21 protein-coding genes and 14 tRNA genes (1 of these 35 only partly in view) are annotated in these 26996 nt (G+C 39.9%); 13 read left to right on the top strand and 22 right to left on the bottom strand.

The genetic code is table 11. The features are described from left to right. Position 1: 1 nt before the first annotated feature. Positions 2–2341: a helix-turn-helix domain-containing protein gene (locus ACN6MT_RS07520; RefSeq protein ID WP_419955357.1), complete on the bottom strand. Its 2340-nt coding sequence runs from the start codon at positions 2339–2341 to the stop codon at positions 2–4. 188 nt (positions 2342–2529) lie between these two features. Between ACN6MT_RS07520 and ACN6MT_RS07515 the strand changes: the two genes are divergently transcribed. After that, positions 2530–2778, top strand: coding sequence for a hypothetical protein (locus ACN6MT_RS07515; RefSeq protein ID WP_419955356.1), 249 nt, complete (start codon positions 2530–2532; stop codon positions 2776–2778). 28 nt (positions 2779–2806) lie between these two features. Here the strand turns inward: ACN6MT_RS07515 and ACN6MT_RS07510 are convergent, their stop codons facing one another. Continuing rightward, the gene (locus tag ACN6MT_RS07510; protein WP_034673745.1) at positions 2807–3373 is read right to left on the bottom strand and encodes a TIGR00730 family Rossman fold protein; all 567 of its coding nucleotides are present in this window, start codon (positions 3371–3373) and stop codon (positions 2807–2809) included. Between the two features lie 451 nt (positions 3374–3824). Here ACN6MT_RS07510 and ACN6MT_RS07505 point away from each other — a divergent pair, with 451 nt between their 5' ends. The 4 genes from ACN6MT_RS07505 to ACN6MT_RS07490 all read left to right on the top strand — a co-directional run bounded on the left by ACN6MT_RS07505 (position 3825) and on the right by ACN6MT_RS07490 (position 8755). Next, positions 3825–5522, top strand: a complete 1698-nt coding sequence (locus ACN6MT_RS07505) for a DUF2207 domain-containing protein (protein ID WP_419955355.1) — start codon at positions 3825–3827, stop codon at positions 5520–5522. A gap of 175 nt (positions 5523–5697) precedes the next feature. Continuing rightward, positions 5698–6855, top strand: coding sequence for a pyridoxal-phosphate-dependent aminotransferase family protein (locus ACN6MT_RS07500; RefSeq protein ID WP_419955354.1), 1158 nt, complete (start codon positions 5698–5700; stop codon positions 6853–6855). A 217-nt stretch (positions 6856–7072) separates the two neighbouring features. Beyond that, a complete protein-coding gene (locus ACN6MT_RS07495; protein WP_419955353.1) occupies positions 7073–8017 on the top strand; it encodes an aldo/keto reductase family protein in 945 nt (314 codons plus the stop codon). A 315-nt stretch (positions 8018–8332) separates the two neighbouring features. Then, positions 8333–8755 carry an HIT family protein gene (locus ACN6MT_RS07490; protein WP_419955352.1) on the top strand — a complete coding sequence of 141 codons (423 nt, stop codon included), beginning with the start codon at positions 8333–8335 and terminating at the stop codon, positions 8753–8755. 304 nt (positions 8756–9059) lie between these two features. On the opposite strand, the gene ACN6MT_RS07485 is transcribed toward ACN6MT_RS07490, so the two are convergent. The 3 genes from ACN6MT_RS07485 to ACN6MT_RS07475 form a co-directional block, all read right to left on the bottom strand. Continuing rightward, entirely contained in the window at positions 9060–9788 is a 729-nt protein-coding gene (locus ACN6MT_RS07485) for an amino acid ABC transporter ATP-binding protein (RefSeq protein ID WP_419955351.1), read from the bottom strand. Next, positions 9785–10429 carry an amino acid ABC transporter permease gene (locus ACN6MT_RS07480; protein ID WP_419955350.1) on the bottom strand — a complete coding sequence of 215 codons (645 nt, stop codon included), beginning with the start codon at positions 10427–10429 and terminating at the stop codon, positions 9785–9787. Before ACN6MT_RS07480 ends, ACN6MT_RS07485 begins: the two co-directional genes overlap by 4 nt. A gap of 61 nt (positions 10430–10490) precedes the next feature. Further along, complete coding sequence (locus ACN6MT_RS07475; protein WP_419955349.1) at positions 10491–11261, bottom strand: transporter substrate-binding domain-containing protein; 771 nt, start codon at positions 11259–11261, stop codon at positions 10491–10493. Between the two features lie 385 nt (positions 11262–11646). On the opposite strand from ACN6MT_RS07475, the gene ACN6MT_RS07470 reads away from it, so the two are divergent. From ACN6MT_RS07470 to ACN6MT_RS07455, 4 genes are all read left to right on the top strand, one after another. Then, the gene (locus ACN6MT_RS07470; RefSeq protein ID WP_419955348.1) at positions 11647–12462 is read left to right on the top strand and encodes a LysM peptidoglycan-binding domain-containing protein; all 816 of its coding nucleotides are present in this window, start codon (positions 11647–11649) and stop codon (positions 12460–12462) included. Positions 12463–13121: 659 nt separating this feature from the next. After that, positions 13122–14360, top strand: a complete 1239-nt coding sequence (locus ACN6MT_RS07465; protein ID WP_419955347.1) for a saccharopine dehydrogenase C-terminal domain-containing protein — start codon at positions 13122–13124, stop codon at positions 14358–14360. A gap of 1 nt (position 14361) precedes the next feature. Beyond that, positions 14362–15489, top strand: coding sequence for a carboxynorspermidine decarboxylase (gene nspC / locus ACN6MT_RS07460; RefSeq protein WP_419955346.1), 1128 nt, complete (start codon positions 14362–14364; stop codon positions 15487–15489). A gap of 466 nt (positions 15490–15955) precedes the next feature. Continuing rightward, on the top strand, positions 15956–16153 hold the full coding sequence (locus ACN6MT_RS07455; RefSeq protein WP_419956404.1) for a DUF2535 family protein: 198 nt from the start codon (positions 15956–15958) through the stop codon (positions 16151–16153). Between the two features lie 171 nt (positions 16154–16324). On the opposite strand, the gene ACN6MT_RS07450 is transcribed toward ACN6MT_RS07455, so the two are convergent. From ACN6MT_RS07450 to ACN6MT_RS07440, 3 genes are all read right to left on the bottom strand, one after another. Next, positions 16325–17455: a glycerate kinase gene (locus ACN6MT_RS07450; RefSeq protein ID WP_419955345.1), complete on the bottom strand. Its 1131-nt coding sequence runs from the start codon at positions 17453–17455 to the stop codon at positions 16325–16327. A gap of 27 nt (positions 17456–17482) precedes the next feature. After that, on the bottom strand, positions 17483–18757 hold the full coding sequence (locus tag ACN6MT_RS07445; protein ID WP_419955344.1) for a GntP family permease: 1275 nt from the start codon (positions 18755–18757) through the stop codon (positions 17483–17485). Between the two features lie 120 nt (positions 18758–18877). Next, positions 18878–19999: a sugar diacid recognition domain-containing protein gene (locus ACN6MT_RS07440; protein WP_419955343.1), complete on the bottom strand. Its 1122-nt coding sequence runs from the start codon at positions 19997–19999 to the stop codon at positions 18878–18880. A 330-nt stretch (positions 20000–20329) separates the two neighbouring features. On the opposite strand from ACN6MT_RS07440, the gene ahpC reads away from it, so the two are divergent. The 4 genes from ahpC (at position 20330) to ACN6MT_RS07420 (ending at position 24939) form a co-directional block, all read left to right on the top strand. Continuing rightward, complete coding sequence (ahpC, locus tag ACN6MT_RS07435) at positions 20330–20893, top strand: alkyl hydroperoxide reductase subunit C (protein ID WP_034673780.1); 564 nt, start codon at positions 20330–20332, stop codon at positions 20891–20893. Positions 20894–20905: 12 nt separating this feature from the next. After that, positions 20906–22435 carry an alkyl hydroperoxide reductase subunit F gene (ahpF, locus tag ACN6MT_RS07430; RefSeq protein WP_419955342.1) on the top strand — a complete coding sequence of 510 codons (1530 nt, stop codon included), beginning with the start codon at positions 20906–20908 and terminating at the stop codon, positions 22433–22435. A gap of 264 nt (positions 22436–22699) precedes the next feature. Then, a complete protein-coding gene (locus ACN6MT_RS07425) occupies positions 22700–23365 on the top strand; it encodes a hypothetical protein (protein ID WP_419955341.1) in 666 nt (221 codons plus the stop codon). Between the two features lie 47 nt (positions 23366–23412). Beyond that, a complete protein-coding gene (locus ACN6MT_RS07420; protein ID WP_419955340.1) occupies positions 23413–24939 on the top strand; it encodes a glycine betaine uptake BCCT transporter in 1527 nt (508 codons plus the stop codon). Positions 24940–25422: 483 nt separating this feature from the next. On the opposite strand, the gene ACN6MT_RS07415 is transcribed toward ACN6MT_RS07420, so the two are convergent. The 14 genes from ACN6MT_RS07415 to ACN6MT_RS07350 form a co-directional block, all read right to left on the bottom strand. Then, a tRNA-Asn gene (locus tag ACN6MT_RS07415) sits at positions 25423–25497 on the bottom strand. Between the two features lie 107 nt (positions 25498–25604). After that, a tRNA-Ile gene (locus tag ACN6MT_RS07410) sits at positions 25605–25681 on the bottom strand. 5 nt (positions 25682–25686) lie between these two features. Then, a tRNA-Gly gene (locus ACN6MT_RS07405) sits at positions 25687–25760 on the bottom strand. An 11-nt stretch (positions 25761–25771) separates the two neighbouring features. Further along, positions 25772–25845: transfer RNA gene (locus ACN6MT_RS07400), tRNA-Cys, on the bottom strand. A 34-nt stretch (positions 25846–25879) separates the two neighbouring features. Further along, positions 25880–25955 (bottom strand) — tRNA-His (locus tag ACN6MT_RS07395). 83 nt (positions 25956–26038) lie between these two features. Further along, positions 26039–26123 (bottom strand) — tRNA-Tyr (locus ACN6MT_RS07390). Between the two features lie 17 nt (positions 26124–26140). Then, positions 26141–26213 (bottom strand) — tRNA-Phe (locus ACN6MT_RS07385). Positions 26214–26262: 49 nt separating this feature from the next. Beyond that, positions 26263–26339 (bottom strand) — tRNA-Asp (locus tag ACN6MT_RS07380). A 28-nt stretch (positions 26340–26367) separates the two neighbouring features. Then, positions 26368–26460, bottom strand: a tRNA-Ser gene (locus ACN6MT_RS07375). A 7-nt stretch (positions 26461–26467) separates the two neighbouring features. After that, positions 26468–26540 (bottom strand) — tRNA-Ala (locus ACN6MT_RS07370). A 22-nt stretch (positions 26541–26562) separates the two neighbouring features. Then, a tRNA-Pro gene (locus ACN6MT_RS07365) sits at positions 26563–26639 on the bottom strand. A gap of 7 nt (positions 26640–26646) precedes the next feature. Then, positions 26647–26723: transfer RNA gene (locus tag ACN6MT_RS07360), tRNA-Arg, on the bottom strand. 36 nt (positions 26724–26759) lie between these two features. Next, a tRNA-Leu gene (locus ACN6MT_RS07355) sits at positions 26760–26841 on the bottom strand. 86 nt (positions 26842–26927) lie between these two features. After that, positions 26928–26996: transfer RNA gene (locus ACN6MT_RS07350), tRNA-Lys, on the bottom strand; it runs 7 nt beyond the window's last position.

Genomic DNA, 26996 nt, shown 5'->3' with positions numbered 1-26996 from the left:
ATTAGCTATAGGTTTTCCGAATATCAAAAAAGTGAATGGCATTACTACTTAAATAGGTATAAAATGACCAATCCTCTTCAATCGATTCATCAAAAATCTCTAAAGAAGGTCGACTGGAATGGATAATATAATCAATGATTTCCGCATCCATCCCATGCTTACTGTTCAAACTCCACCATTTCGTATACAATGCTCCATGATTTTTATCAAACACATGCTTGCGTATTTGATATTCCCCTTTCGGCATTCCCGAAATCATTACGTGAATTTCCTTATTGAGTTTTTGAAGAAATGTCTCTTCAAGGGAAAAGTAAGGATTGATGATGGTGCTATTCATCAAAATCAATTGATAGCCCCGCTCATTCTGTGTCATCACATAATCCTTGCCATGTGCAACAATTTCGCCATGCAGCCGTTTTAAAAACATCAGCGCAAAATAGGCAGGCCGTTTTCCATGTAAATAATGGAATAATTCAACACCATCCATCCGATAACGCTTATCTTTCCCCACTTCTTCATGCACGATGGTATTGACCCAGAGAGCAACAGTTTCCACGTCATTAGAAATATCCAAAACATTTTTCAAGACTAAGGCTCCTCGAAAAAAAGTACCGTTCGTATACCGAGTGTTGCCTGACAACGTGTTCCATGAAACAAGATGAAGCGGTTTATCTAACTGGTTTCTTTTTAAATAACGCTTCAGCTTGTCCGTTTTATCCTTTATATACTCTCTAGCTAAATCGAATTTGGTATCCGCTGTTTCTTTAAAATCAATGACCTCATTTTGGTTAGCGTTATATCCGATAAAATCAATCGACGCTCCATGTTCTAGCTGCCATGCATGATGATCACTTGTCTTTTCTTTGCCGAACGAAAACGGCATATACACTCCAACCTGTACCTGAGGAATCATTGTCTTCCATACGTTGTGCAGTTTTAAATAAACCCGCTGAAGTTCTTTTGGTTCTACTCCCGTGTAATAAGGCTCGTAAAACATTACATGCCACTGCTGCACAAACAATTCTCCGTACACCTGTAAGCAATGTTTGATGAACTGAGTGAGTTTGGTAAAATAGAATTCTTCATTTCGCGAGATATTCATATAATCGGATCGGATAAACAAAGATAAATTTTGCTGTTTTAAGAATTCTAAAGCACGATCTATTGTAAAATATGGAGAAGTCGTTGGAATCTCTTCATCTGTTTCCACTTCCTGAGGGATGGCCGTGTTGCTAAAAAGATTACGAACGCCGATAAAACGTAAATGCAAATCTCTATTCACATCGAGTACCTGCGAGCGTATATCTTCATTTAGTAAATTGATAATCTCTCCAATTTCAAGAATGTGACTTGGAGCATTTACTTTCATGGTTGCTGGTTTCGAGAGGTCTAACGGCAACTTTTCATACCTAGTTTCTGTATGGGAATATGTTTTTTGATCATCTAACATTAGGCTGCTTAATTTTGCTACCATTTCTGGTGAGTGGATGAAATGGGATACATCTTCATTGCTATAACTTTTTACAGAATCCTCTTTTTGTACATAATGGTTATCTCGATAGACATGCGGGGTCATTCCGTACACTTCTTTAAAAAGGGTTGAAAAAGACTTGGTATTAGGAAAGCCATTATTCATGGCGATTTGTGAAATCGAGTCGGTCGTATAAAGCAAATCCTTCATACTATGCTTAAGTCTAATATTCATTAAAAAACGACTAAACCCCATTCCCGTTTTGTTTTTAAAATAGCGGGAAAGATAGCCGGTTGACAGGTAAAATTCCTTTGCGATTCCCTCTAAGGTAATCATTTGGTCATAGTTTTTTTCCATATAGTCAATGATTTGCGATAGACGAAGATCGCCAATATCCATTTTCTCAGTGACACTGCCTTCTTCTTTAAACCCCCGAATCAAGATCAGTAACATTTGACAGATATAGCTTTTAACCTCAATCCGATAGCTTTCATCTTGGCGATAATAACTAATCATGACATTGGCCAAGAGCTTCCGAATCGAAGAAATCATCTCTTCTCTTCCTAAATCTATTTCCCGCGAATAGCATTCAAATCGCCGGTTTCGGTAATCTGCGTAATGATGATCCATGAAGGCATCTGAAATGGTGACCATCATGACCCTATTATTTTCACTGCCCTGAACCTGGTAAAGCTGATTCCGATTAATCACCAGCAAATCCTTTTCTTCTAAATGATAAAAACGGCTGGCTGTTTCTATTTTTAATTCTCCACTTATGACAAGGATAAATTGAATCCCTTTATTGACCCTTGGAACAAGTACATCAATTTGTTGAAATGACAATTGAAAATCTGACAATGGATTGTCCAATCCAGTCACCCCTAACTCCTAATTCCAATAAGCGAGTGCCCCTGACAATCCAGAAGGATATCGCACTAAACAAGTTTATGATACGGATAAGAAAAAGTGATGCTACAATGTATAAAACGCATATAAACAAAAAGGGATACTTTTTTAGAAAAAAGACCATATGCTTTCATGAAGGGAGTGTTACCAGCATGCAGCGGATAAAAGTAATGATCAACCTTTTCCTAAAAGAGCCTCTATGGTTTAAATTGCTAATCTCCCTAACCTTTCTTATTTCGGTTATTTTCAGTGGTATGGAAAATACGGTGTTCCGAAGCCTTTCAAAATTAGCCGCTTCTATCTTTTTTACCACCTATGGGATTAAATACAGATATAACCGACTTGTCTCAATGGTCTTTTTTACGGCAGCACTGATATGTATCTATCTTGCATTTAATTAAAAGGCAGTGAGATCTTTCACTGCCTTTCCTATTCAAAGGATTTAATCGGCGGAGCCTCGTAGGTTGCAAACCGATCGAGTAAGACACCGGGTTGTTCTTCAATAATCGCCATCGAACGGAACTTTTCCTGCAAAAACTTTTGGTCAATCATATGGTCAAACAGGCTGATTAATGGGTCGTAATAGTGATTAATATTAAGAAGACCGCACGGCTTTTTATGCAAGCCAATCTGACCCCAGGTAAAGACTTCGAAAAACTCTTCAAGTGTCCCTGCCCCGCCAGGCAAAACAACAAACCCATCTGCCAAATCGGCCATCTTTGCTTTTCGTTCGTGCATGGTTCCAACCTTAATTAACTCTGTTAACCCTTTATGGGAGATTTCACGTTCTTCCAGAACCTTAGGGATTACCCCAATTGCGTGACCGCCTTCACTTAACACTGTATCCGCAACAGCACCCATTAACCCGATACTTGAACCCCCGTAAACCAAGGTAATATTCCGTTTTGCTAGCTCTTTCCCCAATTGAATGGCTCCAATTTTATAAGCCTCTGAAGCACCCAAACTTGAACCGCAATACACTGCCACTCGTTTCACGCTGTCGCCTCCCAATGTATACGTTTTACCATAATTATAGTGAATGACAGAAAAGAAAACAAAAAACAAAAATAAACTTCGACTGATTTTTAATCAAAATCTTTTTTAAGATATGATTTGAGCTTCAGTACCCAGCCTAAGGATAAGCGGAGAATTTCCGGATAAATGCAGAATGGAACCTGTTTTGGGATATATAAGAGGAGGGATTCCGGTTATGCAAAGCAAAACCCCTCATTTTAAAAATTTTCAAGCCAATAGGAGGAATCTCTCCGTCTATTTGGGCTTTTTTTAATAGTAATTTCTAATTAAACGAAATTACTCCGTCTATTTCCATTCTTAATACCTTTAACACAGCAAAACAGCAGCCACACTTTTTAATAATTGGAAAATATTATGAAACTTAACTGCCATTTCATTCGTATGATTATCATCAGGAAAGAAGGTGACACACATGTTGAAAAGGTGGTTTACTAGCTTACTAGTACTGGCTTTATTATTCATTTTCCCACACCAAGGTTTGGCTGTGGAGTTTTCTATTACCAATGTAAAAATGGACGCATACTTGCAAACTAGCGGAGATGTGAAAGTAGAAGAAACCCATACATATGAATTTGAAGGTGAATTTAACGGAATTACCCGTGAGGTGGTTCCGAAAGAGGGAGCTGCCATCAGTCAATTTACGGCGGCGGAAAACGGGCATGCCTTACGAATCGAAAAAGAAGATGATCTTTACAAAGTGCACCGTAAAGGGATGGATGAAACCATTACCATAACTCTCAACTATACGATTGAAAACGGGATGGAAATCTATCGGGATGCGGCTCAATTTTATTGGCCCTTCTTTGATGAAAGAAACGAATCTTCTTACGAAAATTTGACGATTACCATTCATCCACCTGCAGCAACAGATGATGTAATTGCTTTCGGATATGGAGAGGCTTCTAACACCGAAACGATTCAGGAGGACGGGACCATCCTTTATCAAATGGGTTATGTTCCTAGCGGCATGAACGGAGATATCCGTGTAGCCTACCCTGCTGCACTTTTTCCAACGGCCACCAAAACGGCAGACAAACCAATGAAAGAGGAAATCCTTCAAGCAAAGCAAAAACTCATCGAGCAGGCAGCTGCCGACGCAAAAACAAAGGAAACACTCTCAACTATCAGTATGATCGGTCTCCCTTCCTTTACGATTATTCTACTACTTTTCATGATGCGAGATTGGTTAAGAACACGCACACTGCGAAATGATTTCATGCGTGAAGGAATAACATTTACTTCTGTACCCAAGCAAATCATGAGTTTACCGGCTACCATCTATTTTACGAACAACAACTATCTTCAGCCTCAGGCCATGGCGGCCGCGTTACTGGATTTGGTCCGCCAAGGGTATGTAATCAAAACAGCAGATGATCAGTTTCAAAGAATCCGTTCAAAAAGCCCATTCAAACATGAAAATATTTTGATGGAGCTGCTTTTTGATAAAATTGGGGCAAACCAGATTTTTAGTCTTGATGACTTAACAACTTATACAAAAAACACGAAAAACCAAGTAAAATACAACTCTTACCAACAGGAGTGGAAGCAAGCAGTTAAACAAGAGGTAGACAATCACTCCCTTTTCGAAAACAAAACAACCTATCGATTACTCATTGGTTTTTCAAGTATCCTTTTACTGCCGTTTCTTTTCTTCTTCCTACTCTATGGTCTTATTGTTTCCTTTATGGTGACACTACTATTAGTGATAACTGTCATCATCTACGCGAGTGTCTATCGGTCAAAAACACGAGAAGGTGCTCGAATTGCCTACGAGTGGAAGCAATTTAAAGCGCGCTTTAAAGATTTACCACAAACCGAGTGGGAAAAGTGGTCCGAAGATGATCGCATGAGAGCCTATATTTACGGTCTTGGAATCAGCAGCAAAGAAATCGATCGTAAAAATGATGCACTCATTGAGGCTCTCATTCCAACAGGCAGCGATTATGTTGACGATAGCAGCTTTTACTCCATCCTCTATATCGGTCCATATACTTCTTCAAGTTTCCACTCCGCTTATCAGTCTTCAACCAGAAGCAGCGGGGGATCCGATTCTGGAGGAGGTAATGGAGGGGGAACAAGCGGAGGCGGAGGCGGTTCTGGTGCTTTCTAATAAAAGCTTGAGGCCTTTCCTCAAGCTTTTTTCTGTTTCTTCCAATCGTTGCGGTTAAGGTTGAACTTATACTATCATAGAGTGAGAGATATCCATGAAATTCCATACGTTAAATGGATTACACAAAATACAGTCCTCAAGTTTTACAAACTACCGATAAAATGGAGGGAAAAGTATGTATCCAAATATTTTAAGACATCCAGGACCGACTCCAATACCTAAAAAGGTGCAGCTTGCTATGAACCAGGACATGATTAGCCATCGCACAGGAGAGTTTGTACAGTTATATCAAGAAACAACCAACCGTGTGAAACCGATTTTCGGAACACAACAAGATATCCTACTTCTCCCATCGGGCGGTACAGCAGCCTTAGAAGCAGCAGCCGTAAATACCGTTTCCCCTGGGGAAGAAGTCGTGGTGATCACCGTTGGTGCCTTTGGCAATTATTTCGTATCTATTTGTGAGAAATACGGGTTTAAAGTACATAAACTCGAAAAAAGTTGGGGTGAAGCTTGTACCGCGGAGGATCTTACTAAGTTTCTTAAACCTTTATCGAATATAAAGGCGGTTTTTGCCACCTATAACGAAACCTCAACAGGAATCCTTAACCCCGTTGAAAAATTAGCAGAGGTTGTTCGTACGCATACCGACGCTCTATTTATTGTTGATGGAGTCAGCTGCATTGGCGGAGCTCCTGCAGAAATGGACCAATGGGGAATCGATATTCTTGTAACCGGTTCACAAAAAGCGATGATGCTTCCTCCTGGTCTTGCACTTTTAAGCGTAAGTGAAAGGGCATGGAAAGTGATAGAGGAAACGATTAAACCTGCCTATTACTTAGATTTACTCAGTTATCGCGAGTGGGCTGCAAAAGGAATGACGCCTAACACTCCTGCCATCTCATTGATTATGGGACTGTCGGCTGTTTGTGACTTGATTGATGAGGAAGGTGGATTTTCACAAACTGTTGCAAGGCATGAACTCATGAAGAATATGGTTCGTGAGGCGATGAAGGCCCTTTCTATCGGACTATTAACATCTGATGAGTATGCGTCTCCAACCATTACCGCGATATACGGTCCTGAAGGAATCGATTTGCCCTCGTTTATTAGTCATTTAAAGGAGAAATATCACCTTGATTTTGCCGGCGGACTTGGTCACCTCCAAGGCAAAATATTCCGGTTCGGGCATATGGGCTACTGCTTCCCAAGTGACATCCTTCAAGCCGTTTCTCTGATCGAAGCAGCTTTACAGGACTTCTCCTATGTATTTGAGCCCGGGGCGGGTGTTGTTGCAGCACAAAACGTTTTCTTGTCTTCGCTGCGGAAGTAATATTTAGTGTAGATGTAGAGGCATGGTCTTAATGGACTGTGCCTCTTTTTCTTTCGGTCACTCCAGACTTCCTGCTTTGACCCAAATGCTTTTTCTATATGCCTTTCGGTCACTTCAGCCTCTATCCATTTTAAATAAGTACTCGGCCACCCATAAAAACCCATTTTATGGTATAGTACCAATATTAAGTAATCAAATTGACGGGGGGAATTAGTACATGCAATATCGTCGTCTAGGCAATACCGGTTTAAAGGTTAGTGAAATTAGTTTAGGAAGCTGGCTTACATATGGCGGGTATGTTGAAGAACAAAATGCCGTATCCTCTATTGATCTTGCATACGAATCAGGGATAAACTTTTTTGATACTGCCAATGTTTATATACGCGGCGAAGCGGAAAAGGTCGTCGGCAAGGCATTAAGCAAATATCCAAGGAGCTCCTATGTACTAGCAACAAAGGTTTTTGGCCAAATGGGTGACGGTCCAAATGATCAGGGCTTATCACGTAAACATATAATCGAGCAATGTGATGCGAGTCTTAAGCGTCTTGGAATGGATTATATCGACATATACTACTGCCACCGTTACCACCCAGAAACACCCTTACACGAAACGCTAAGGGCATTGGATGATTTGGTCCGGCAAGGAAAGGTTCTATATGTTGGCGTTAGCGAGTGGACAGCAGAACAAATCACCGAAGCCGTTCACCTTGCGGATAAGAAACTACTAGACCGTATTGTCGTGAATCAACCAAATTACAGCATGCTGCAGCGCTATATTGAAAAAGAAATTATCCCTGTCAGCGAAAAACACGGGATTGGTCAAGTTGTCTTCTCCCCGCTTGCACAAGGTGTGCTGACAGGAAAATACAAAAAGGGCGAAAACGTCCCAGAAGGAAGCCGTGCCGCGCAAGTGAACACAAACATGTCCCATATTCTCACAGAGCAAAATCTAGATAAAGTGGAACAATTAAGAACTGTAGCCTATGAGGAAGACCTAACATTAGCTCAGCTTGCTATCGCATGGATTCTGCGTCAACCTAATGTAGCTAGTGCCCTAGTAGGTGCAAGCCGGCCAGAACAGCTGCAAGAAACGATAAAAGCGTCTGGAGTCAAACTATCAAGTGATACGTTAGAAAAAATCAATGGAATCTTAACGAATTAATCTCACCATGGATACCGTCATAAGGCGGTATCCATTTGTTATTAGAAAACAACGATTAGACATCTTTCTCCTCCATCCGCTTTCCTCTTCCGCTAAACAAACGATTGATTAAAATGAATGCCAGCCCTTTTGGAAAACAAACCTTGGATTGTTTCCTAGGAAATTTTTGTCGAGAAAAGGCTGTGATTTCCCCTAATTTTCTGCAATCATTTCCCCTTGCTCATGAAAGTCGACACTTTGAGACAATTACTTTTAATCTTGTTAGGGGTAGAATAAAGGTAGAATCAAATTCATAAACAGATAAGGATGAAAAAGATGGAGTTAAACAAAGATTGCATGTATTGCATGAAGGATGAAAGACGGGACGACATTATGATTGAAATCTGCGAGCTCGAGGTTTCTACAGTTTTTCTTTTTAAAGAACAAACGTATACAGGCAGATGTAATGTCGTATATAAAGATCATGTAAAAGAACTATATGAACTAGATAGCCAAGAGTTAGCTGCTTATATGAACGATGTGAAGAAAGTTGCAGCCGCTGTGGACAAAGCTTTCCAACCTGGAAAAATAAATTATGGGGCTTATGGCGATAAAATGCATCACCTACATATGCACATTGTGCCGAAATACGAGGGTAAAGCAGATTGGGGTTCAACTTTTGTAATGAATCCGGAGAAAATATATTTAACAGACGAAGAATATAAGGAAATGATTGAGAAAATTAAAGAATCTCTCTAATGTTTCCTTCGCTTTTTACTCGAAAATCTTTATGAAGGACTAATTTTTTCGGGAACTATCCTGCTTTGTCCTTCATCGACCTTATGAAAGACTAATTTTACTAGGAACTCTCCTGTTTTGTCTTTCATCGCGCTTATGAAGGACTAATCTTACTAGGAACTCTCCTGTTTTGTCTTTCATCACGCTTATGAAGGACTAATCTTAACGTAAACTATCCTGATTTGTCCTTGATCGACATTTTTCACTACTGTACCACAACATAAAAAGGATGGTGCAAAACTGCACCATCCTTTTCATATAGAAACTATAGCACCTTACTCAAGAATGCTTTCGTTCGTTCATGCTGAGGGTTGCCGAATAAAGCATTCGGTTCATTTTCTTCGACAATATAGCCGCCATCCATGAAAATAACACGGTCTCCCACTTCTCGTGCAAAGCCCATTTCATGGGTAACAACCACCATTGTCATCCCCTCTTTCGCAAGCTGTTTCATAACTTCTAATACATCACCGACCATTTCCGGATCAAGTGCAGAAGTCGGCTCGTCAAAAAGCATAATCTTCGGATTCATAGCTAGAGCCCTAGCAATCGCAACACGCTGCTTTTGTCCCCCAGATAGCTCGCCCGGGTAGCTATTGGCTTTTTCTCTAAGACCTACTTTATCTAGTAACTCAAGTGCTAATTTTTCCGCTGCTGTTTTCTCTGAACCATGAATCTTAATAGGTCCCAATGTGATGTTTTCTAAAACGGTTTTATGTGGGAATAGATTAAATTGTTGAAATACCATTCCAACCTCTTGTCTAACCTTGTTAAGATCGACCTTTTTGTCCGTTATATCATGTCCATTAATCACTACCTGACCGCCAGTTATCTCCTCCAAGCGATTTAAGCAGCGTAGGAAAGTACTCTTACCTGAACCAGAAGGTCCGATAACACAAATAACTTCTTTTTCCTTCACTTCGGCATTAATGTCCTTTAAAACCTCTAGCTTACCAAATGATTTTCTCAAGTTTTTTACCGTGATCATACTCATCGAAGTTGGAACCTCCTCTCAACAAAATTAGCAAGAAGTGTTAACAAGTAAATGATGATGAAGTAAATGACACCTACAGCCAGCCAAATCTTAAAAGCTTCAAATGTAGCCGAGGCTTGAATTTGACCCTGCTGTGTTAAATCGGCAATACCAATGACCGATAAAAGCGAAGTATCTTTTAAACTGATGATGGATTGATTCGTGATGGTTGGGAGCATTCTTCTAAAAGCCTGTGGAAGAATGATAAAACGCATGGTTTGGGCACCAGTAAAGCCAATCGATCTTGCCGCTTCCGTTTGTCCCTTATCAATCGATTGGATACCAGCCCTTATAATTTCAGCAAAATAGGCCCCTGCATTAATGGCAACTGTTATAATACCGGCTGTCGTACTGTTTAAGGAAATAATCTGGAGTGAATTTAAACCAAAGTAGATAAAAAACAATTGCACAATAAATGGCGTTCCTCGAATGGCATCCACATAGATTTTTGCAATCCAATTCAGGATCTTAATTGGTGCCAATCGGAATAAGGCGATTACTAAACCAACTAAAAAACCTATGATAATAGCGATCACAAATATATATAGTGTTACTTGAAGTCCTTTTAGTAACATCGGCAAAGCTGCAGAAATAATATCCATTCCAATCATCCCCTTTCAAAAAGAAGACGCGCTTGCTTTAAGCACGCCTTATCCTATAATTTTATTCACCAAGATACGTTTTTAAAATTTTATCATACGTTCCATCTTTTTTAAGCTCTTCAAGTCCGTTGTTAATTTTCTCTAATAAATCCTTATTTTCACCTTTCAATACAGCAATTCCGTATTGATCTCCATTTAAACGATCTCCCACAAGTTTTAATCCTAGATCCTTCTGGGCAATGGCATAAGAGATAACAGGGTAATCTTCAATTAGGGCGTCTGCATTTCCATTCGATACTTCTTGGAACATCGCAGGACTATCGTTAAATTGAACAATTTCAATTCCTAATTTTGAAGCATTATCAACTGCATATTTCGCACCTGACGTACCTTTTTTAACAGCGACTTTTTTCCCTTTAAGGTCATCAACGGATTTAATCGTTGAATTATCATCTTTAACAACGACGATTAATCCTGCGTCAAAATACGGTGAAGAGAAATCTACGATCTTTTTTCTATCTTCTGTAATACTCATTCCAGCAATCGCCACGTCAAGCTGGTTAGCTTGCATAGCTGGAATAATTCCACCAAAGTCCATTGGCGAAAGTTCGATTTCAAACCCTTGGTTTTCTGCTATCGCATTAATCAATTCGATATCGATACCCTTATACTCGTCTCCTTCTTTAAATTCAAACGGAGGATAGGTTGTATCTACACCAACTTTATATACTTTTTCACTTTTACCACTTTCACTCGCCGTTTTATCGGTCCCGCATGCCGCGATAAAAAGAGTTAGAACCAAAAACAACGCAAATAAGCTCAATTTTTTCATTTTCTACACTCCCCATATTAAGTTGATTGCTCTAGTTTATAAAATGACTTTTCTAATATATCATAAATTCAGAAAGATTGGATAGTACTAATTATTGGAATATAACGAATTAAGAGAAAAATAGACAACACTCTTCCTATTAAATGAATCAATCGAAAAATTAAAAGCTATATAGTTAAAAATAAACAATTTGAATTTTAACCTAAAGAACTCGTTTCTTAAATGACTTCACACCGTTACATTCTAATTACAAAATGACAGAAATATTATTGCAATAGAATTGAGACAGATGTAACCGAACTAACACCTCCCTGTTCTTTTTCTCAGAAAATTCTATGTTACGATGGTAAAAAATTAGCAACCAAAGAACATGGAGGGTAAAAGAATGCTTAAGAAATTTGTATCAATTTTAGCAGTTGCTGTACTCTCAGTAACTGTAAGTGCTAATGTACATGCTGAGAGTATCACCGTACAAAAGGGAGATACGCTTTGGGCTCTATCACGTACAAATAACATGTCACTAGAAAATCTCCAAAAGTTAAATAAACTTACCACAGACCTTATTCATCCAGGGGATGTACTAACTGTCGCACCGGAAAAACACTATACGGTTATAAAAGGCGACACATTATGGGATATAGCCATCGATCACCAGGTAAGCGTTTCGCAAATTAAAGAATGGAACCAATTACATACGGATTTAATTCATCCTGGTTTAAATCTAGTAATCTTTGAAGGTATAAAAACTACGAATATCGTTTTAACAGAACAACCACAACAGACCGAAGCACAACCGCAACCGGAAACTGCACCAGCTGTGGAAGTTTCCACTGAAAGCGCACCTGAGGTAGAAACACCAGCGCCAGCACCGGTTGAAAGTGTACCTGCAACAGAAGCTGCTGCACCAAGCGGGAAGGAAATTACAGTAGAAGCGACCGCCTATACAGCCACTTGTGAAGGCTGTTCCGGTATTACGGCTACTGGAATTAACCTTTTAGCTAACCCGAATCAAAAGGTCATCTCCGTTGACCCTAGTGTTATACCGCTCGGCAGTAAAGTTTATGTGGAAGGCTACGGTGAAGCAATCGCCGGAGATACGGGCGGCGCGATTAAAGGAAATAAAATCGATATCTTTATCCCTTCGAAACAAGAAGCAATTGATTTTGGAAGAAAACAAGTAAAGGTAACGATAATAAACTAACCATATAAACACTGCAAAACCTTCCTCGCCGAAGGAGTTGTAGTGTTTTTTGAACTCAAGGATGCCTTGCTGAATAAGGCTTAAGCTCTTATTAAAGTATCTGTAGACTGAGGATAAAATAATACTAGCAAAATGAGGAAGAAATATCCTAAAAAAAAATTTAAATTCTCTATTGCGGCGCTATTTATATTCTGCTAATATGAAATAGCGTTATTGGAAAGCTATTATTCAATATATCTTGAGTCTTTCCAGCAGATAATTTTTGACCACTTTCTCTGAAAGTTAAGGCCATACGGACAGCCGGGTCAAATGCCGATTGGCAACTTTAGTTGCCTTATTGATTGAGTTAAAAGCTCAAATTTTATAAGTTGGTTACTTTACAACCAGTGCGCGATGCACACAACTTGTGAAACGGTCAATAAGAGTAGTAAAAGTAATTATTTGCTATATAGACTCTGATCCTATAGATATATCTTGAATATTAAGGAGCTTTCTTTCATAATGTCCTATGACTTTTATGCGAGGGTATCCGTGTGTTGCGGATTACTGTGCTTATTAATATTGATTAGATTATCGAAACAAGTGTTGTGCGCCTCATACGCGTTTTTTGCACTTGTTTTTTTGTTTGGAAAAAATCTATTTAGTTGGGAGATAGGAGAATGGGAAAAGCACTTATTATTGGCGCCGGCGGCGTGGCTTCAGTTGCAGTTCATAAATGTGTTCAAAACAGTGACGTATTTGAAGAGATTTGTATTGCAAGTCGTACAAAATCAAAATGCGATGAATTAAAAGCAAAATTAGATGGCACAACTAAGACGAAAATTACTACTGCTCAAGTAGATGCAGATAATGTTGAAGAGTTAATTGCGTTAATCAACGAAGTAAAACCAGATATCGTGATGAACTTAGCATTACCATATCAAGACTTAACAATCATGGATGCTTGTCTTGCAACAAAGACTCACTACATGGATACAGCTAACTACGAGCCAGAAGATACAGCAAAATTTGAATACAAATGGCAATGGGATTACAAAGAGCGCTTTGAAAAAGCTGGAATTACAGCTCTTTTAGGCAGCGGCTTTGACCCAGGTGTAACGGGAGTATTCTCTGCATATGCATTAAAACATTATTTCGATGAAATCGAATATATCGATATTCTTGACTGCAACGGCGGCGACCATGGCTATCCGTTCGCAACAAACTTCAACCCTGAAATCAATATCCGTGAAGTATCTGCTAACGGCCGTTACTGGGAAAACGGTGAATGGGTTGAAACGGAGCCAATGGAAATCAAACGCGAATATAACTTCGCTGAAGTTGGCCAAAAAGATATGTACCTGCTTTACCATGAAGAACTTGAATCTCTTGCAAAAAACATGCCTGGCCTTAAGCGTATCCGTTTCTTCATGACATTTGGCCAAAGCTATATTACACACCTTAAAGCGCTTGAAAATGTAGGAATGACTTCAATCGAGCCAATCGAATTCGAAGGAAAGCAAATTATTCCGCTTCAGTTCTTGAAAGCTGTTTTACCAGATCCAGCTTCTCTTGGACCACGTACAGTTGGTAAAACAAATATTGGCTGTATCTTCCAAGGTAAAAAAGACGGAAAGCCTGTAACATATTATGTTTACAACGTATGTGACCACCAAGAGTGCTACAGAGAAGTAGGTTCTCAAGCGATCTCTTATACAACAGGTGTACCAGCGATGATCGGTGCTGCAATGGTAATGACTGGCAAGTGGAATAAACCAGGCGTATTTAACATCGAAGAGTTTGATCCAGATCCATTCATGGAAGAGTTAAACAAATGGGGACTTCCATGGGTAGAGGACTTCAATCCGGTTCTAGTTGATGAGCCAGTGAAAGAAAAAGAGTTGGAGTTATCTCGATAAGATGCGGTTCGAAGAATTACCAACACCATGTTATGTAGTGGATGAGGGTCTTCTAGAGAAGAACCTAAAAATCCTGAACGGCGTCATGGAACGTACAGGAGCTAAAATTGTTTTAGCACAAAAAGCATTTTCTATGACAACAATGTATCCCCTCATTGGAAAGTATTTAAGCGGAACGACAGCAAGCGGATTATATGAGGCACGTCTTGGTTACGAAGAAATGGGCAAAGAGAATCATGTCTTTGCCCCTGCCTACCGTGCGGATGAAATAGATGAAATTATCTCCATTTGTGATCATATTATTTTTAATTCCTTTTCACAGCTGGAAAAGTTTAAAGATAAAGCACTTGCAGCTGGCAGAAAAGTAGGGCTGCGTATCAATCCTGAATGTTCTACGCAAGTGGGACATGAAATCTATGATCCATGTTCAACCGGTTCTAGATTCGGTGTAAAACAAGAAGATTTCCGTCCTGATTTGCTAGAAGGTGTTTCTGGATTGCACTTCCATACCCTTTGTCAGCAAAACTCTGATGATTTAGAGACAACTTTAAATGCAGTCGAAGAAAGATTTGGACAATGGCTTCCGCAAATGGAATGGATTAACTTTGGCGGCGGACACCATATCACTAGAGAAGATTACGATATTCCTAGACTGGAAAACTGTATCAGAAGAATGCAGGAGAAATACGGATTAGAGGTATATCTTGAGCCAGGTGAAGCCATTGCGCTTAATGCAGGATATTTAATCACTTCTGTCCTTGATTTACATCGTAACGGAATCGATATTGCGATTCTTGACACTTCAGCAACTTGTCATATGCCTGACGTATTAGAAATGCCTTATCGTCCTCCATTGTTTGGATCAGGAGAAGCAGGCGAAAAGCCATATACATATCGTCTTGGCGGACAAACCTGTTTGACAGGCGATGTTATCGGCGATTATTCTTTTGACCAGCCCTTAAAAAGCGGCGATCGTTTAGTTTTCGGTGATATGGCCATCTATACAATGGTAAAAAACACAACCTTTAATGGTATGCCTTTACCAGCAATAGCGGTTCAAGATAAAGACGGCGACTGTCGTATCGTTCGGGAATTCGGCTATCAAGATTTTAAAATGAGACTAGCATAAATCGTTAGTGAAACCAGATTCTGAAAATGAATCTGGTTTTTTATATAAAAGCTTTGTTGAACGTCTGATGTTGATTTCACTATATTTGGAAAATAAGCGGAGAATTTCCGTTTAAATTGAGAAATACCCATATTTCGTTAAAATAAGGGAAGCTTTTCCGGTTATTTGATCCAAATCTTTGGATTTTGTCTTATTTAGAGCAGTTAACCGAAATATCTCCGCTTATATCTTCTTCTAAACTGCCTCTATATATATTAAGCGGAAATTCTCCGCCTATGAATCCTCCTACCATAAACAAGCATCATAACAGAGCTTACCTAAAAAATATCTCCATTAAATAGCAACAATCTTTTGACGCTTTATCCCGTTAATAAGGTATAATAGAAAGAAATTGGAAAAAGAAGATGATAGTTTGTTATGTAAAAGCCTTGAGTTCAAAAATAGTTTTGGACAGAAAATCAAAGTCATGGATATCCCTGTATTAACAAAAAACCATCAATACTATTTTAAGGTAGACGTTCGACTGCAAAGTTATATTTCATTGCTCTATTATCATTCTCAAGATAGGTGCACCCATTCTTTTCGTGAACATTTGAAACGAAAAATGAACTGGATGGAATTTAAGGAAGTATATAGTATACAAGATTTTAAAAATAACGCGTAACCTCGCTTTGGCTGCAGTATAGCTTTAAACTGGCGTTTTTGAAGTAGTCAGCGAATAATTAAAAGTAAAAAAGACCCAATCAAAAGTAATGAAACACTTTTGATTGGGTCTTTTTTATAGTTTCAGTAAAAGGCCGCCTTTTAAATTTAGTTACGAGACTCCTTAACCTGTTTATTTCATTTTCCAAACAGCAGCTATATTAGCAGAAGTTCTCTCTACGTATTCTTCTGCATGTTTAAACGCATCTTCTAATAAAATGACACCAGGGACGATACTGAAGATGGCATCAATGCCATGTTCATGAACAACTTCACTATCCTTTGATACGTTTCCAGCAATTCCAATAACAGGGACTCCATATTTTTTAGCCGTTCTAGCAACACCAATTGGAGTTTTGCCAAAGATGGTTTGGCCGTCAATCTTACCTTCTCCAGTTATGACTAAATCTGCTTCCTCTACGATTTGAGATAGGCCAGTAGCTTCAATGACAATTTCGACTCCTCGCTTCAATTCGGAGGGCAAAAAGGCTAGTAAACCTCCCCCAAGACCACCTGCAGCACCGGCCCCAGGTACATCTTTTATTTTTTCACCAAGATCTCGCTCAATAATCGATGCATAATGACCAAGATTCAGATCCAATAGTGCTACCATTTCAGCAGTAGCCCCTTTTTGAGGTCCAAAGATAGCAGCTGCTCCTTTATCCCCCGTCAGCGGATTATCAACATCACATGCAACTTCGATTTTAATAGTTGCTAACCGCGGGTCAAATCCTGAGAGGTCGATAGAGGCTAAATCACAAAGAGAGCCGCCTCCTTCACCGATTTCTATTCCATTCTCATCAAGTAAAAGTGCCCCAAGTGCTTTCGCCATTCCTGCACCGCCGTCATTTGTTGCACTGCCGCCTACACCAATAATGATATGGTTAACACCGTAATCGAGAGCGGCAGCAATTAATTCGCCTGTCCCTCTAGTTGTAGTGATGAGGGGATTTCGCTTCTCTCTAGGTACAAGGTGTAAACCTGAGGCAGCGGCCATCTCGATTACAGCTGTCGTTTTATTTCCAAGAATTCCAAAGAAAGCATCGACTGGTTCGCCTAGGGGCCCTGTTACTGTTTTTGAAATGATTTTACCATTGGTGGCGTCGACTAGGGACTGTACTGTACCTTCGCCGCCATCAGCCATTGGAACCTTTATATATTCAGCATCAGGAATTACCCTTTTAAAGCCCTTTTCAATTGATTCCGCGACCTCTAGTGCTGATAAACTTTCTTTAAAGGAATCTGGCGCAATGACAATCTTCATCTTCTTCCCTCTCCTATCTATTGGATGTTATCCAAATATATGAAATACACCATAAATTAAAGTAGAAATGATTGCTAACGTTAAACCTACGAGTGTTTCGTATGGAAGCACTTTTAGACGTTCTTTAATTTCCATATTGACACTTCCACCTGTTGCATGGAAGAAACTTCCGTGTGGCAAGTGGTCTAGAACCGTTGCACCCGCATGAATCATAGCAGCACCCGCAATAGCAGAAACACCCATACCTAAAATCGTTGAACTAAATACCTGGCTGGCTACAGCTGTACCCGCAGTTGTAGAAGCCGTTGCAGCAGACATGAAAATACCAGATACTGGCGCAAGCACATAACCTGGAAGTCCAATTGCATTTAATCCTTCGATTAAAACATCTTTTAATCCAGAATTAGCAATAATTCCAGCTAGTGTACCTGTCCCAAGAAGCATAATCGCCACACCAGACATTTTTCCTAAGCCTGAAATAGCATAGTCGTTTATCTTTCTTCCTCTTCCCATTACAATTGCCCCCAAAATACCACCAACAGGTAAGGCAATCAATGGGTCGATATTAATATCGAACAATGGTCTTAAGGCTAACAATATAATCGTTACAATCGGGGCAATTAGGGCTGCTAAGAAGGACGGAAGCGCCCCGCCATTATGAGTTTGAATCTCTTGCATTTGAACAGGCGAGCCTTTTTTCACAAGTTTTTTAGCAATCATATACGTTACGACAAGTCCGAAAATGGCTGGAATAATACCTGCGGCCATAATGGATGTTAATGGAACATGAAAAGCATCGGAAGCAGCAATGGCATTTGGGTTTGGTGACATAATGTTACCCGCTTTACCGCCGCCTATCATTGCTAGTAAAATAGCCGTTTTTGAAATTCCTGCTCTCTTAGCTATTGCTAGAGCAATTGGTGACACTGTAATAACAGCAACGTCGATGAAAACACCAACTGCTGTTAAAATCATCGTTGCGATAGCTAGAGCAAGTAATGCTCTTGTTTCTCCTAATTTTTTTACAATCGTTTCAGCAATTACGGCCGCAGCACCTGATTCAATCAGAACTCCAGCTAAAACACCTGCAGCTAAAATACGTAATACAGCTGGAATAATTCCTTTAGCACCTTCCATCATTAATGTTACTGTATTGGTTATATCGACTCCTCCGACAAGACCACCGACCAACGCACCGGCAATCATTCCATAGGCAGGAGATACTTTCTTTAAAATTAGTACAATGGCAACAACAAGTGCAATTACTGCACCTAAAGCGCTTACTTGAATTTGTGGATCCATGTGTGAGTCCCTCCTTAATTGATGTACATTCATTGTAAGCGTTTCCCTACTTAATTACATTGTTCAGTCTATTAAAAAAAGGCTTAGAAGAACTAAGCCTTTTTGTGCATTTGCACAAATTTATTTAATTTTGTTTTGCAAAATAGAAAGATAGAGCTCAAGTAAATCCTTAATATTACGCGGGTCCTTGTTTGTCAATTCAGATATCCGTTCCAACCGGTATCTAAGGGTGTTCCGGTGAATAAAGAGCCTTCCCGCCACTTTATTGACATCTCCATTTTCCTCAACATACACCATCAATGTTTCCAACAATTCCCCTTTTTTATCTTGTTTCTTTAATTTTTGATAATATGGACCAATCTCTCCCCCAATCCCAAGTTGATTAGCTCGTGCAAGAAAAATGGGCAATTTATATTCATCAAAAAAATAAATGGTTTTATGAGGGTCAAGTTTCTCACCCGCATTCAACGTATAGACTGCATCTCGATAAGACTCAGAAAGCCCTTCTAAAGCAGGGTGCCAGCTTCCTATTGCTATTTTGCAATGTATCCGTTGATATTTTTCTAATCCAGCAGCCCATTTTTCCATTTGATTTACAGTTTGGGAATAATCCCATTCTGTTTCCGTCATCCCCACTTTTTTTAATAGAACGATATGGTCCGGGTGCATGACATATAAGTCGTCTTTTTCCAGTTTATCGCGAATCCATTTATACCCGTTTGGTTGGTTTTCAACCGTTAGAATAATAGCAACTCGTGGAATATCTAAGTTAATTCCGAGTCGTTTCATCCTTTCAAAATATAATGAATTTAATTTCTCCGTTCCTTGTAGTAACTGGCTGGTTAATTCTTCTTTTAAGCGTTCATCCCACTGCATTTCATCGATAAGAACAGCTTGCTGAAGAATCATTTCTGCCGCCATTTTAACCAATTCTCCGTAGTTTCGAATCTCCTCGGGTTTCCCTGTAATCCCAATGACTCCCACAACTTTATCATGAAAGTTAATCGGCAGGTTAATCCCCTCTTTAACCCCGTGAAGTTGTTGCGCTTCAAATTCATTAATTTCAAAACCCGATTGGCTTTCTATTACCTTAATGGCTCCTTCATGAATAGAATCAATCCTTTTTTTATCGCCTGAACCAATAATTACACCCTTCTCATTCATGACATTAATATTTCGCTTTATAATATCCATTGTTCGATTCACAATTTCCTGAGCCAAGGATTGATCTAAAAATCTCATATAGACCCCTCTTTTCAATCTATCTATGCTACTAAAGAGCTGCTATAAATATATCATTTTTATAAGAAGTAATACTAATTCACCTCCCATATTATCATCTAATTATCTATTTAATGAGAAAAACAGTCTTATTTGAGAATTTGCTGATGAAATTGGAGGCGATTGCATGACATAGAATACCCTTGAAACAATGCATGGAAAAAATAAAACATATTGGTTGACAAGTAGGCTCTTTTATATAATAATAAACATTGTATTAGAATTATTCTAATTTAGTTATTAGTATTTGATGTTAACAATTCTCAAAAAACATTTCAGGAGGAAATCAATATGTCATTAATCGGTAAAGAAGTACAAGCATTCACAGCTAACGCGTACAAAAATGGAGATTTTATCACTGTTTCAGATGCAAACTTTAAAGGTCAATGGAGTGTAGTTTGCTTCTACCCAGCAGACTTTACATTCGTTTGCCCTACTGAATTAGAAGATCTGCAAAATGAATATGCAACATTAAAAGACCTTGGTGTTGAAGTTTATTCTGTATCAACTGATACTCACTTCACACACAAAGCATGGCACGATCACTCACCTGCTATCAGCAAAATTCAATATACTATGATTGGTGACCCATCTCAAAAACTTACTCGCGCATTTGATGTACTTGATGAAGAAGAAGGTCTTGCACAACGTGGTACATTCATCATCGATCCAGACGGCGTAGTACAAGCGATGGAAATCAACGCAGACGGTATCGGCCGTGACGCAAGCACACTTGTTAACAAAATTAAAGCAGCACAATATGTTCGCAACAATCCAGGTGAAGTTTGCCCAGCTAAATGGCAAGAAGGTTCTGAAACACTTAAGCCAAGCCTTGACCTAGTAGGAAAAATTTAAGGAGTAGATTTCATGTTACTAGATGCAGATATTAAAGCTCAGTTATCCCAATATCTTAATTTGATGGAAGGCGAAGTCCTTCTAAAAGTCAGCGCAGGATCCGACGATGTATCGCGCGACATGTTGCTGTTAGTAGACGAATTAGCTGCCATGTCCACCAACATTAAGGTTGAGAACACAGTATTAGAAAGAACACCAAGCTTTAGTGTAAATCGTATCGGCGAAGATACTGGCATAACTTTTGCTGGTATCCCTCTAGGACACGAATTCACTTCATTGGTTTTGGCTCTCTTGCAAGTTAGCGGAAGAGCCCCTAAAGTAGAACAAAAAGTCATTGATCAAATTAAAGCGATTAAAGGTGAATATCACTTTGAATCCTACATCAGCTTGACTTGTCACAACTGTCCTGATGTGGTCCAAGCCCTTAACTTAATGAGCCTTCTCAACCCTGGTATTACTCATACCATGATTGACGGAGCAGCTTATAAAGAAGAGGTTGAAGGCAAAAACATCATGGCTGTTCCAACTGTTTTCTTAAATGGAGAAAACTTTGGCGGCGGCCGGATGACGGTGGATGAAATCCTTGCAAAGATGGGTTCTGGTGTAGACGCATCCGAACTATCTGATAAGGAACCATTCGACGTGCTTGTAATCGGTGGAGGACCAGCTGGTGCTAGTGCAGCGATCTATGCGGCACGAAAAGGCATTCGCACAGGTCTTGTGGCTGAACGCTTCGGCGGTCAAGTGATGGACACGATGGGAATTGAGAACCTTATCGGTACGAAATATACAGAAGGTCCAAAAGTCGCTGCTAGCCTTGAAGAACATGTCAAAGAATACAATGTTGATGTGATGAATTTACAGCGTGCAAAGCGTTTAGAAAAGAAAGATTTAGTTGAAATCGAACTTGAAAATGGCGCGATTCTAAAAAGCAAAGCTGTCATCCTTTCAACAGGTGCCCGCTGGCGTAATGTTGGTGTCCCGGGTGAAGCTGAGTTCAAGAACAAAGGTGTAGCCTACTGCCCACACTGTGACGGTCCATTGTTTGCAGGAAAAGACGTAGCTGTAATCGGCGGCGGTAATTCCGGTATTGAAGCAGCCATTGACCTGGCAGGTATTGTAAATCATGTCACAGTTCTTGAGTTTGCTCCAGAGCTAAAGGCTGATTCTGTCCTGCAAGATCGTCTTAACAGCCTGCCTAATGTAACGGTTATTACGAATGCTCAAACAAAGGAAATTACCGGTACTGACAAAGTAAATGGTATTACCTACATTAACCGTGAAACTGGAGCAGAGAAGCATATTGAATTGCAGGGTATCTTTGTTCAAATCGGACTTGTACCAAACACTGATTGGTTAGGCGATACGCTTGAACGCACCCGCTTTGGCGAAATCGTTGTTGATAGGCATGGTGCTACAAACATCCCTGGCGTTTTTGCCGCAGGCGACTGTACCGATAGTGCTTATAAGCAAATCATCATTTCGATGGGATCAGGTGCGACTGCTGCATTAGGTGCATTTGATTATCTTATTCGAAATTAATGAACATTCCTTTATAAAAGTTTTACACTGTACCTCAACTATAGAAAGTCGCAGTACTATTGATTTAGATAGTGCAGCGGCTTTTTTTGTTTGCTTAGGCAGAATAAGTCTGACATTCAGACACTTCCAGATTTCTCTTTCCACATTCTCTTCCTGTCCTCCCCTTCTAATCAGAATAGTAATTTCCATTATAAGACAACCTATAATATTAGCATTAAATATTCTTCAAGTGATTAACTATTGTTGGTGAAGGGAGATTGGTCCGTGAAACTTTATCAAGTAAGAAAGGGACAATTTGTTTATTTTAACAATGAGTTGCATAAGGTTTATGGTGTAAAACCGATGTATAAACTGTCCGTGCACCTTATTAAGCTTAGGGATTTAACACAACATATAACCAATGCGGCGAGTGTAGAAAGATACAAACCTAAGGAATCTGACAGTTTTATTTTTAACCATAAGGCATATACGCTCAGAAAAGACCGAAATGCAGAAGCAGGAGATTATATTTTAATTCACAATCCAATGCCTGATTCTCTTGATACCTATACATTAAATGAAATTGAATTGGTTGAAACGGCGGATAATAAAGGGGTAATCACGAGTAATTCTCACGGAGTTAAGCATAATGAATATTTATTGATGGTACCTGGGCGTGGTGCTAACAGCAGCCCTATCGATTATAAAGACAAGGAAAATACTGAGGAAGAGAGCCTAGAGGATATCGGAACCCTAGGGGTGCTCAGTAGTGATCTACTGCCATCGTTAGGAGACATCTATAAAAAGAAAGACAAGAACTCATTATTTGAAGCAATGGTAGTCGGAATCAAAGACCAAACCGTTTTCCTTGGTGGAGGATTAGAGATTACCCAAGAAGAGTTGATGAACACAGAAAAGTGGGAATTTCTATATAACCTGCTTGATAAGTGATGTACTACAATATACTACCTGATACCAAGCTTTACTAGGAGGTTTCTATGGACAGCAAAAAGAACGCAGGAAACAGTGTTTTTATTATTTCATTATTACTTACACTCATTTTTATTGTTTGGGGAGTCTTTTTTACTGATAATCTCTCCAAAGTTACCGATATAATCTATAATGGTTCAATTGATTACCTAGGGTGGGTGTATCTTGGTGCTACCCTCTTCTTTGTGATCTTTTCCATCTATTTATTGTTCTCTAAATATGGTGATATTCGGCTGGGCAAGAAAACAGACCGACCGGATTTTAACACCGCTTCTTGGCTTGCGATGTTATTCGGTGCTGGGATGGGAATCGGAATTGTATACTGGAGTGTCGCCGAGCCTGTCACGCACTACACTTCCCCTCCCTATGGAAAAGGTTATACAATTGACGCCGCCAATACCGCTATGAAATATACCTTTTTTCATTGGGGTCTGGACCCATGGGCCATTTACACAGTGATCGGTTTAGCCCTTGCCTTTTTTCAATATAACAAAAGGCTGCCGGCTGCCATAAGTTCGGCATTCCATCCGATTTTAGGAGATAGAATATACGGACCGATTGGAAAAACAATTGATATTCTGTCTATCTTTGCAACAGTCTTTGGAATCGCAACCTCTTTAGGACTTGGTGCTATGCAGGTAACCGCCGGAATGCATGACCTATTCGGTGTTCCCAATCAGTTATATGTTCAAATGATTGTGATTGTTGTCGCGACAGTTATTTTTATAATTTCCATCAATACAGGATTAGAAAGAGGTATCCAGTACTTATCCAATGCCGCAATGATCCTATCTTTTGCGATTATGCTACTGATTTTGATTGTTGGTCCAACGGTGACTATCATTAAAGTATTTTTTAATACAACGGGTCTTTATATTAGTGACTTTATACATATGAGTTTAAGATTAAAGCCCTTTGGAGAAGGGGAATGGATCGCGTCATGGACACTATTTTATTGGGCATGGTGGATTGCCTGGGCCCCATTTGTTGGTATGTTTATTGCCAGGGTTTCAAAAGGAAGAACAGTAAGAGAATTTGTTATTGGCGTACTGGTTGTTCCTACTCTTGGAACATGTCTCTGGATGTCGATCTTTGGAGGCGCTGCGCTTGAGCTTGTCCAAAACACAGGAAACCATGACCTGGCAAAAAATATTACTGAAAATGTTTCATTAGCTATCTTTACCTTTTTTGATTATCTGCCATTAAGTTCAGTGTTAAGTATATTGGGATTTGCAGTTGTAGCTATTTATTATATAACGGTCGCTGATACAGCCACTTTTGTTTTGGGGATGTTAAGTGAAGGCGGAACATTAAATCCTTCTAATAAAATAAAAATGACTTGGGGTGTCATTCAATCCGCATTGGCTGCAGTATTGCTTTTAGCTGGCGGTTTAAATGTTTTGCAAACAGCTTCCATTGCAGCTGCCCTGCCTTTTGCGATCATCCTGATCGTCATGTGCTTCTCCTTAGTGAAAGGTTTAAAAAGTGAAGTCGAGGTACAAAGGGGCAATAAAAGAAGCGTGCACCATTCCTGAAGGAGTTATCAAATATATATTTTTGAGTTTGAAAAATTTTTAGTACAAAAAGACGCTTCCAATGAGCGTCGTCTCAAATTGTCGAGAAAGGTATCTTTCTCGGCAATTTTTTACTTTTATGTGCTTTGAGGACAAATCGGCTGTGCACCAGGAAAGGATTGTCCTCAATACAGGGGCTTAAGGACAAATTGCATGAGCACCAAGTAAGGATTTGTCCTCAACACAGGCTCTTGAAGATAAATGTACTAGTCCCTGTTCATTCATAATCAAAATAAGAGCTGTCGAGACTTTCTCGACAGCCTGACGACGCTTCTAATGAGCGTCGTTTTACTTTTTAAGCTCTTGTTTAAACTACAACCAAGGTGGTATTTCTACATAGAAAAACCACCTTTAAGAAAATGGTTATTTCCTTAAAGGTGGTTGTATGTATGTAGAAATATAGATAAAAAGGACCCGGCTATAAACCGTCCTTAGCTTTAAAGATGGCTCCGCAGGTAGGACTCGAACCTACGACCGATCGGTTAACAGCCGATAGCTCTACCACTGAGCTACTGCGGAATAATAGGAAGTTATTTTTCTGTTGTAACAACTCTAATTATTACTCTTCGCAAAAGTTGAATTATTATGCTATAAAAAGTTTAATCATTTTGCTTAGTAAAAAATTCTGGTGGGCCTAAATGGACTCGAACCATCGACCTCACGCTTATCAGGCGTGCGCTCTAACCAGCTGAGCTATAGGCCCTAAGTTGGAGCGGGTGATGAGAATCGAACTCACAACATCAGCTTGGAAGGCTGAGGTTTTACCACTAAACTACACCCGCATATAAAAATTTGGAGGCAACACCCGGATTTGAACCGGGGATAAAGGTTTTGCAGACCTCTGCCTTACCACTTGGCTATGCTGCCTAACTATTAAAGAGCTTTCCTAATTCTAAAAAAATGGGGCGGCTGATGGGAATCGAACCCACGAATGCCTGAACCACAATCAGGTGCGTTAACCACTTCGCCACAACCGCCATGATGTTATTTTTACCTTCGCAAAAAAACTTTGGTGACTTTCTAACGAAAATAACTTGGTTATTTGCTTCGCAAAAATCTTTGGTGGAGGGGGACGGATTCGAACCGCCGAACCCTGAGGGAGCGGATTTACAGTCCGCCGCGTTTAGCCACTTCGCTACCCCTCCATATAAAAAAAAAGCGATGGCTCAGGACGGAATCGAACCGCCGACACAAGGATTTTCAGTCCTTTGCTCTACCGACTGAGCTACTGAGCCATACAATCTATATCTATATCAACAGTAGAGTTACCTACTGATATAAAAATGGCGGTCCGGACGGGACTCGAACCCGCGACCTCCTGCGTGACAGGCAGGCATTCTAACCAACTGAACTACCGGACCAATGTTTTTACTAAATAACTTACATGAATGGCGGAGGAAGAGGGATTCGAACCCCCGCGCGGTTTAACCCGCCTGTCGGTTTTCAAGACCGATCCCTTCAGCCGGACTTGGGTATTCCTCCGAATAAGTGGAGCCTAGCGGGATCGAACCGCTGACCTCCTGCGTGCAAAGCAGGCGCTCTCCCAGCTGAGCTAAGGCCCCATATCTATTTAATTTCCTAGAATGGTCGGGAAGACAGGATTCGAACCTGCGACCCCTTGGTCCCAAACCAAGTGCTCTACCAAGCTGAGCTACTTCCCGCAAAATATGGCGCGCCCGAAAGGAGTCGAACCCATAACCTTCTGATCCGTAGTCAGACACTCTATCCAATTGAGCTACGGGCGCATTATTTAAATACATTTTGCTTTCAAAAAAAGTAAGTGCGGGTGAAGGGAGTCGAACCCCCACGCCTTGCGGCGCCAGATCCTAAGTCTGGTGCGTCTGCCAATTCCGCCACACCCGCATTATTGAAAATATTTTGCTAGCGCAAATGGAAAGTTACTTTCCCTATCGCGAAAAGGAAGATTATTTTGCTAGTGCAAAAAAACTTGGTGAGCCATGAAGGACTCGAACCTTCGACCCTCTGATTAAAAGTCAGATGCTCTACCAACTGAGCTA

This window comes from Neobacillus niacini, from assembly GCF_048572935.1.
In the GTDB taxonomy this organism is placed as follows: domain Bacteria; phylum Bacillota; class Bacilli; order Bacillales; family Cytobacillaceae; genus Neobacillus; species Neobacillus niacini.
Note: the sequence above shows the minus strand (reverse complement) of the source record. Positions and strands in the feature narration are given on the sequence as shown.

What these genes read in the sequence shown, in the direction of transcription:
- ACN6MT_RS07440 (WP_419955343.1), bottom strand. Translation starts at nt 19,999, where the DNA reads ATGAGATTTTTAGATCAATCCTTGGCTCAGGAAATTGTGAATCGAACA.
- ACN6MT_RS07480 (WP_419955350.1), bottom strand. Translation starts at nt 10,429, where the DNA reads ATGGATATTATTTCTGCAGCTTTGCCGATGTTACTAAAAGGACTTCAA.
- ACN6MT_RS07455 (WP_419956404.1), top strand. Translation starts at nt 15,956, where the DNA reads ATGGATATCCCTGTATTAACAAAAAACCATCAATACTATTTTAAGGTA.
- ACN6MT_RS07505 (WP_419955355.1), top strand. Translation starts at nt 3,825, where the DNA reads ATGTTGAAAAGGTGGTTTACTAGCTTACTAGTACTGGCTTTATTATTC.
- ACN6MT_RS07420 (WP_419955340.1), top strand. Translation starts at nt 23,413, where the DNA reads ATGGACAGCAAAAAGAACGCAGGAAACAGTGTTTTTATTATTTCATTA.
- ACN6MT_RS07490 (WP_419955352.1), top strand. Translation starts at nt 8,333, where the DNA reads ATGGAGTTAAACAAAGATTGCATGTATTGCATGAAGGATGAAAGACGG.
- ACN6MT_RS07450 (WP_419955345.1), bottom strand. Translation starts at nt 17,455, where the DNA reads ATGAAGATTGTCATTGCGCCAGATTCCTTTAAAGAAAGTTTATCAGCA.
- ACN6MT_RS07470 (WP_419955348.1), top strand. Translation starts at nt 11,647, where the DNA reads ATGCTTAAGAAATTTGTATCAATTTTAGCAGTTGCTGTACTCTCAGTA.
- ahpF (WP_419955342.1), top strand. Translation starts at nt 20,906, where the DNA reads ATGTTACTAGATGCAGATATTAAAGCTCAGTTATCCCAATATCTTAAT.
- ACN6MT_RS07465 (WP_419955347.1), top strand. Translation starts at nt 13,122, where the DNA reads ATGGGAAAAGCACTTATTATTGGCGCCGGCGGCGTGGCTTCAGTTGCA.
- nspC (WP_419955346.1), top strand. Translation starts at nt 14,362, where the DNA reads ATGCGGTTCGAAGAATTACCAACACCATGTTATGTAGTGGATGAGGGT.
- ACN6MT_RS07495 (WP_419955353.1), top strand. Translation starts at nt 7,073, where the DNA reads ATGCAATATCGTCGTCTAGGCAATACCGGTTTAAAGGTTAGTGAAATT.
- ACN6MT_RS07500 (WP_419955354.1), top strand. Translation starts at nt 5,698, where the DNA reads ATGTATCCAAATATTTTAAGACATCCAGGACCGACTCCAATACCTAAA.
- ACN6MT_RS07485 (WP_419955351.1), bottom strand. Translation starts at nt 9,788, where the DNA reads ATGAGTATGATCACGGTAAAAAACTTGAGAAAATCATTTGGTAAGCTA.
- ahpC (WP_034673780.1), top strand. Translation starts at nt 20,330, where the DNA reads ATGTCATTAATCGGTAAAGAAGTACAAGCATTCACAGCTAACGCGTAC.
- ACN6MT_RS07475 (WP_419955349.1), bottom strand. Translation starts at nt 11,261, where the DNA reads ATGAAAAAATTGAGCTTATTTGCGTTGTTTTTGGTTCTAACTCTTTTT.
- ACN6MT_RS07515 (WP_419955356.1), top strand. Translation starts at nt 2,530, where the DNA reads ATGCAGCGGATAAAAGTAATGATCAACCTTTTCCTAAAAGAGCCTCTA.
- ACN6MT_RS07445 (WP_419955344.1), bottom strand. Translation starts at nt 18,757, where the DNA reads ATGGATCCACAAATTCAAGTAAGCGCTTTAGGTGCAGTAATTGCACTT.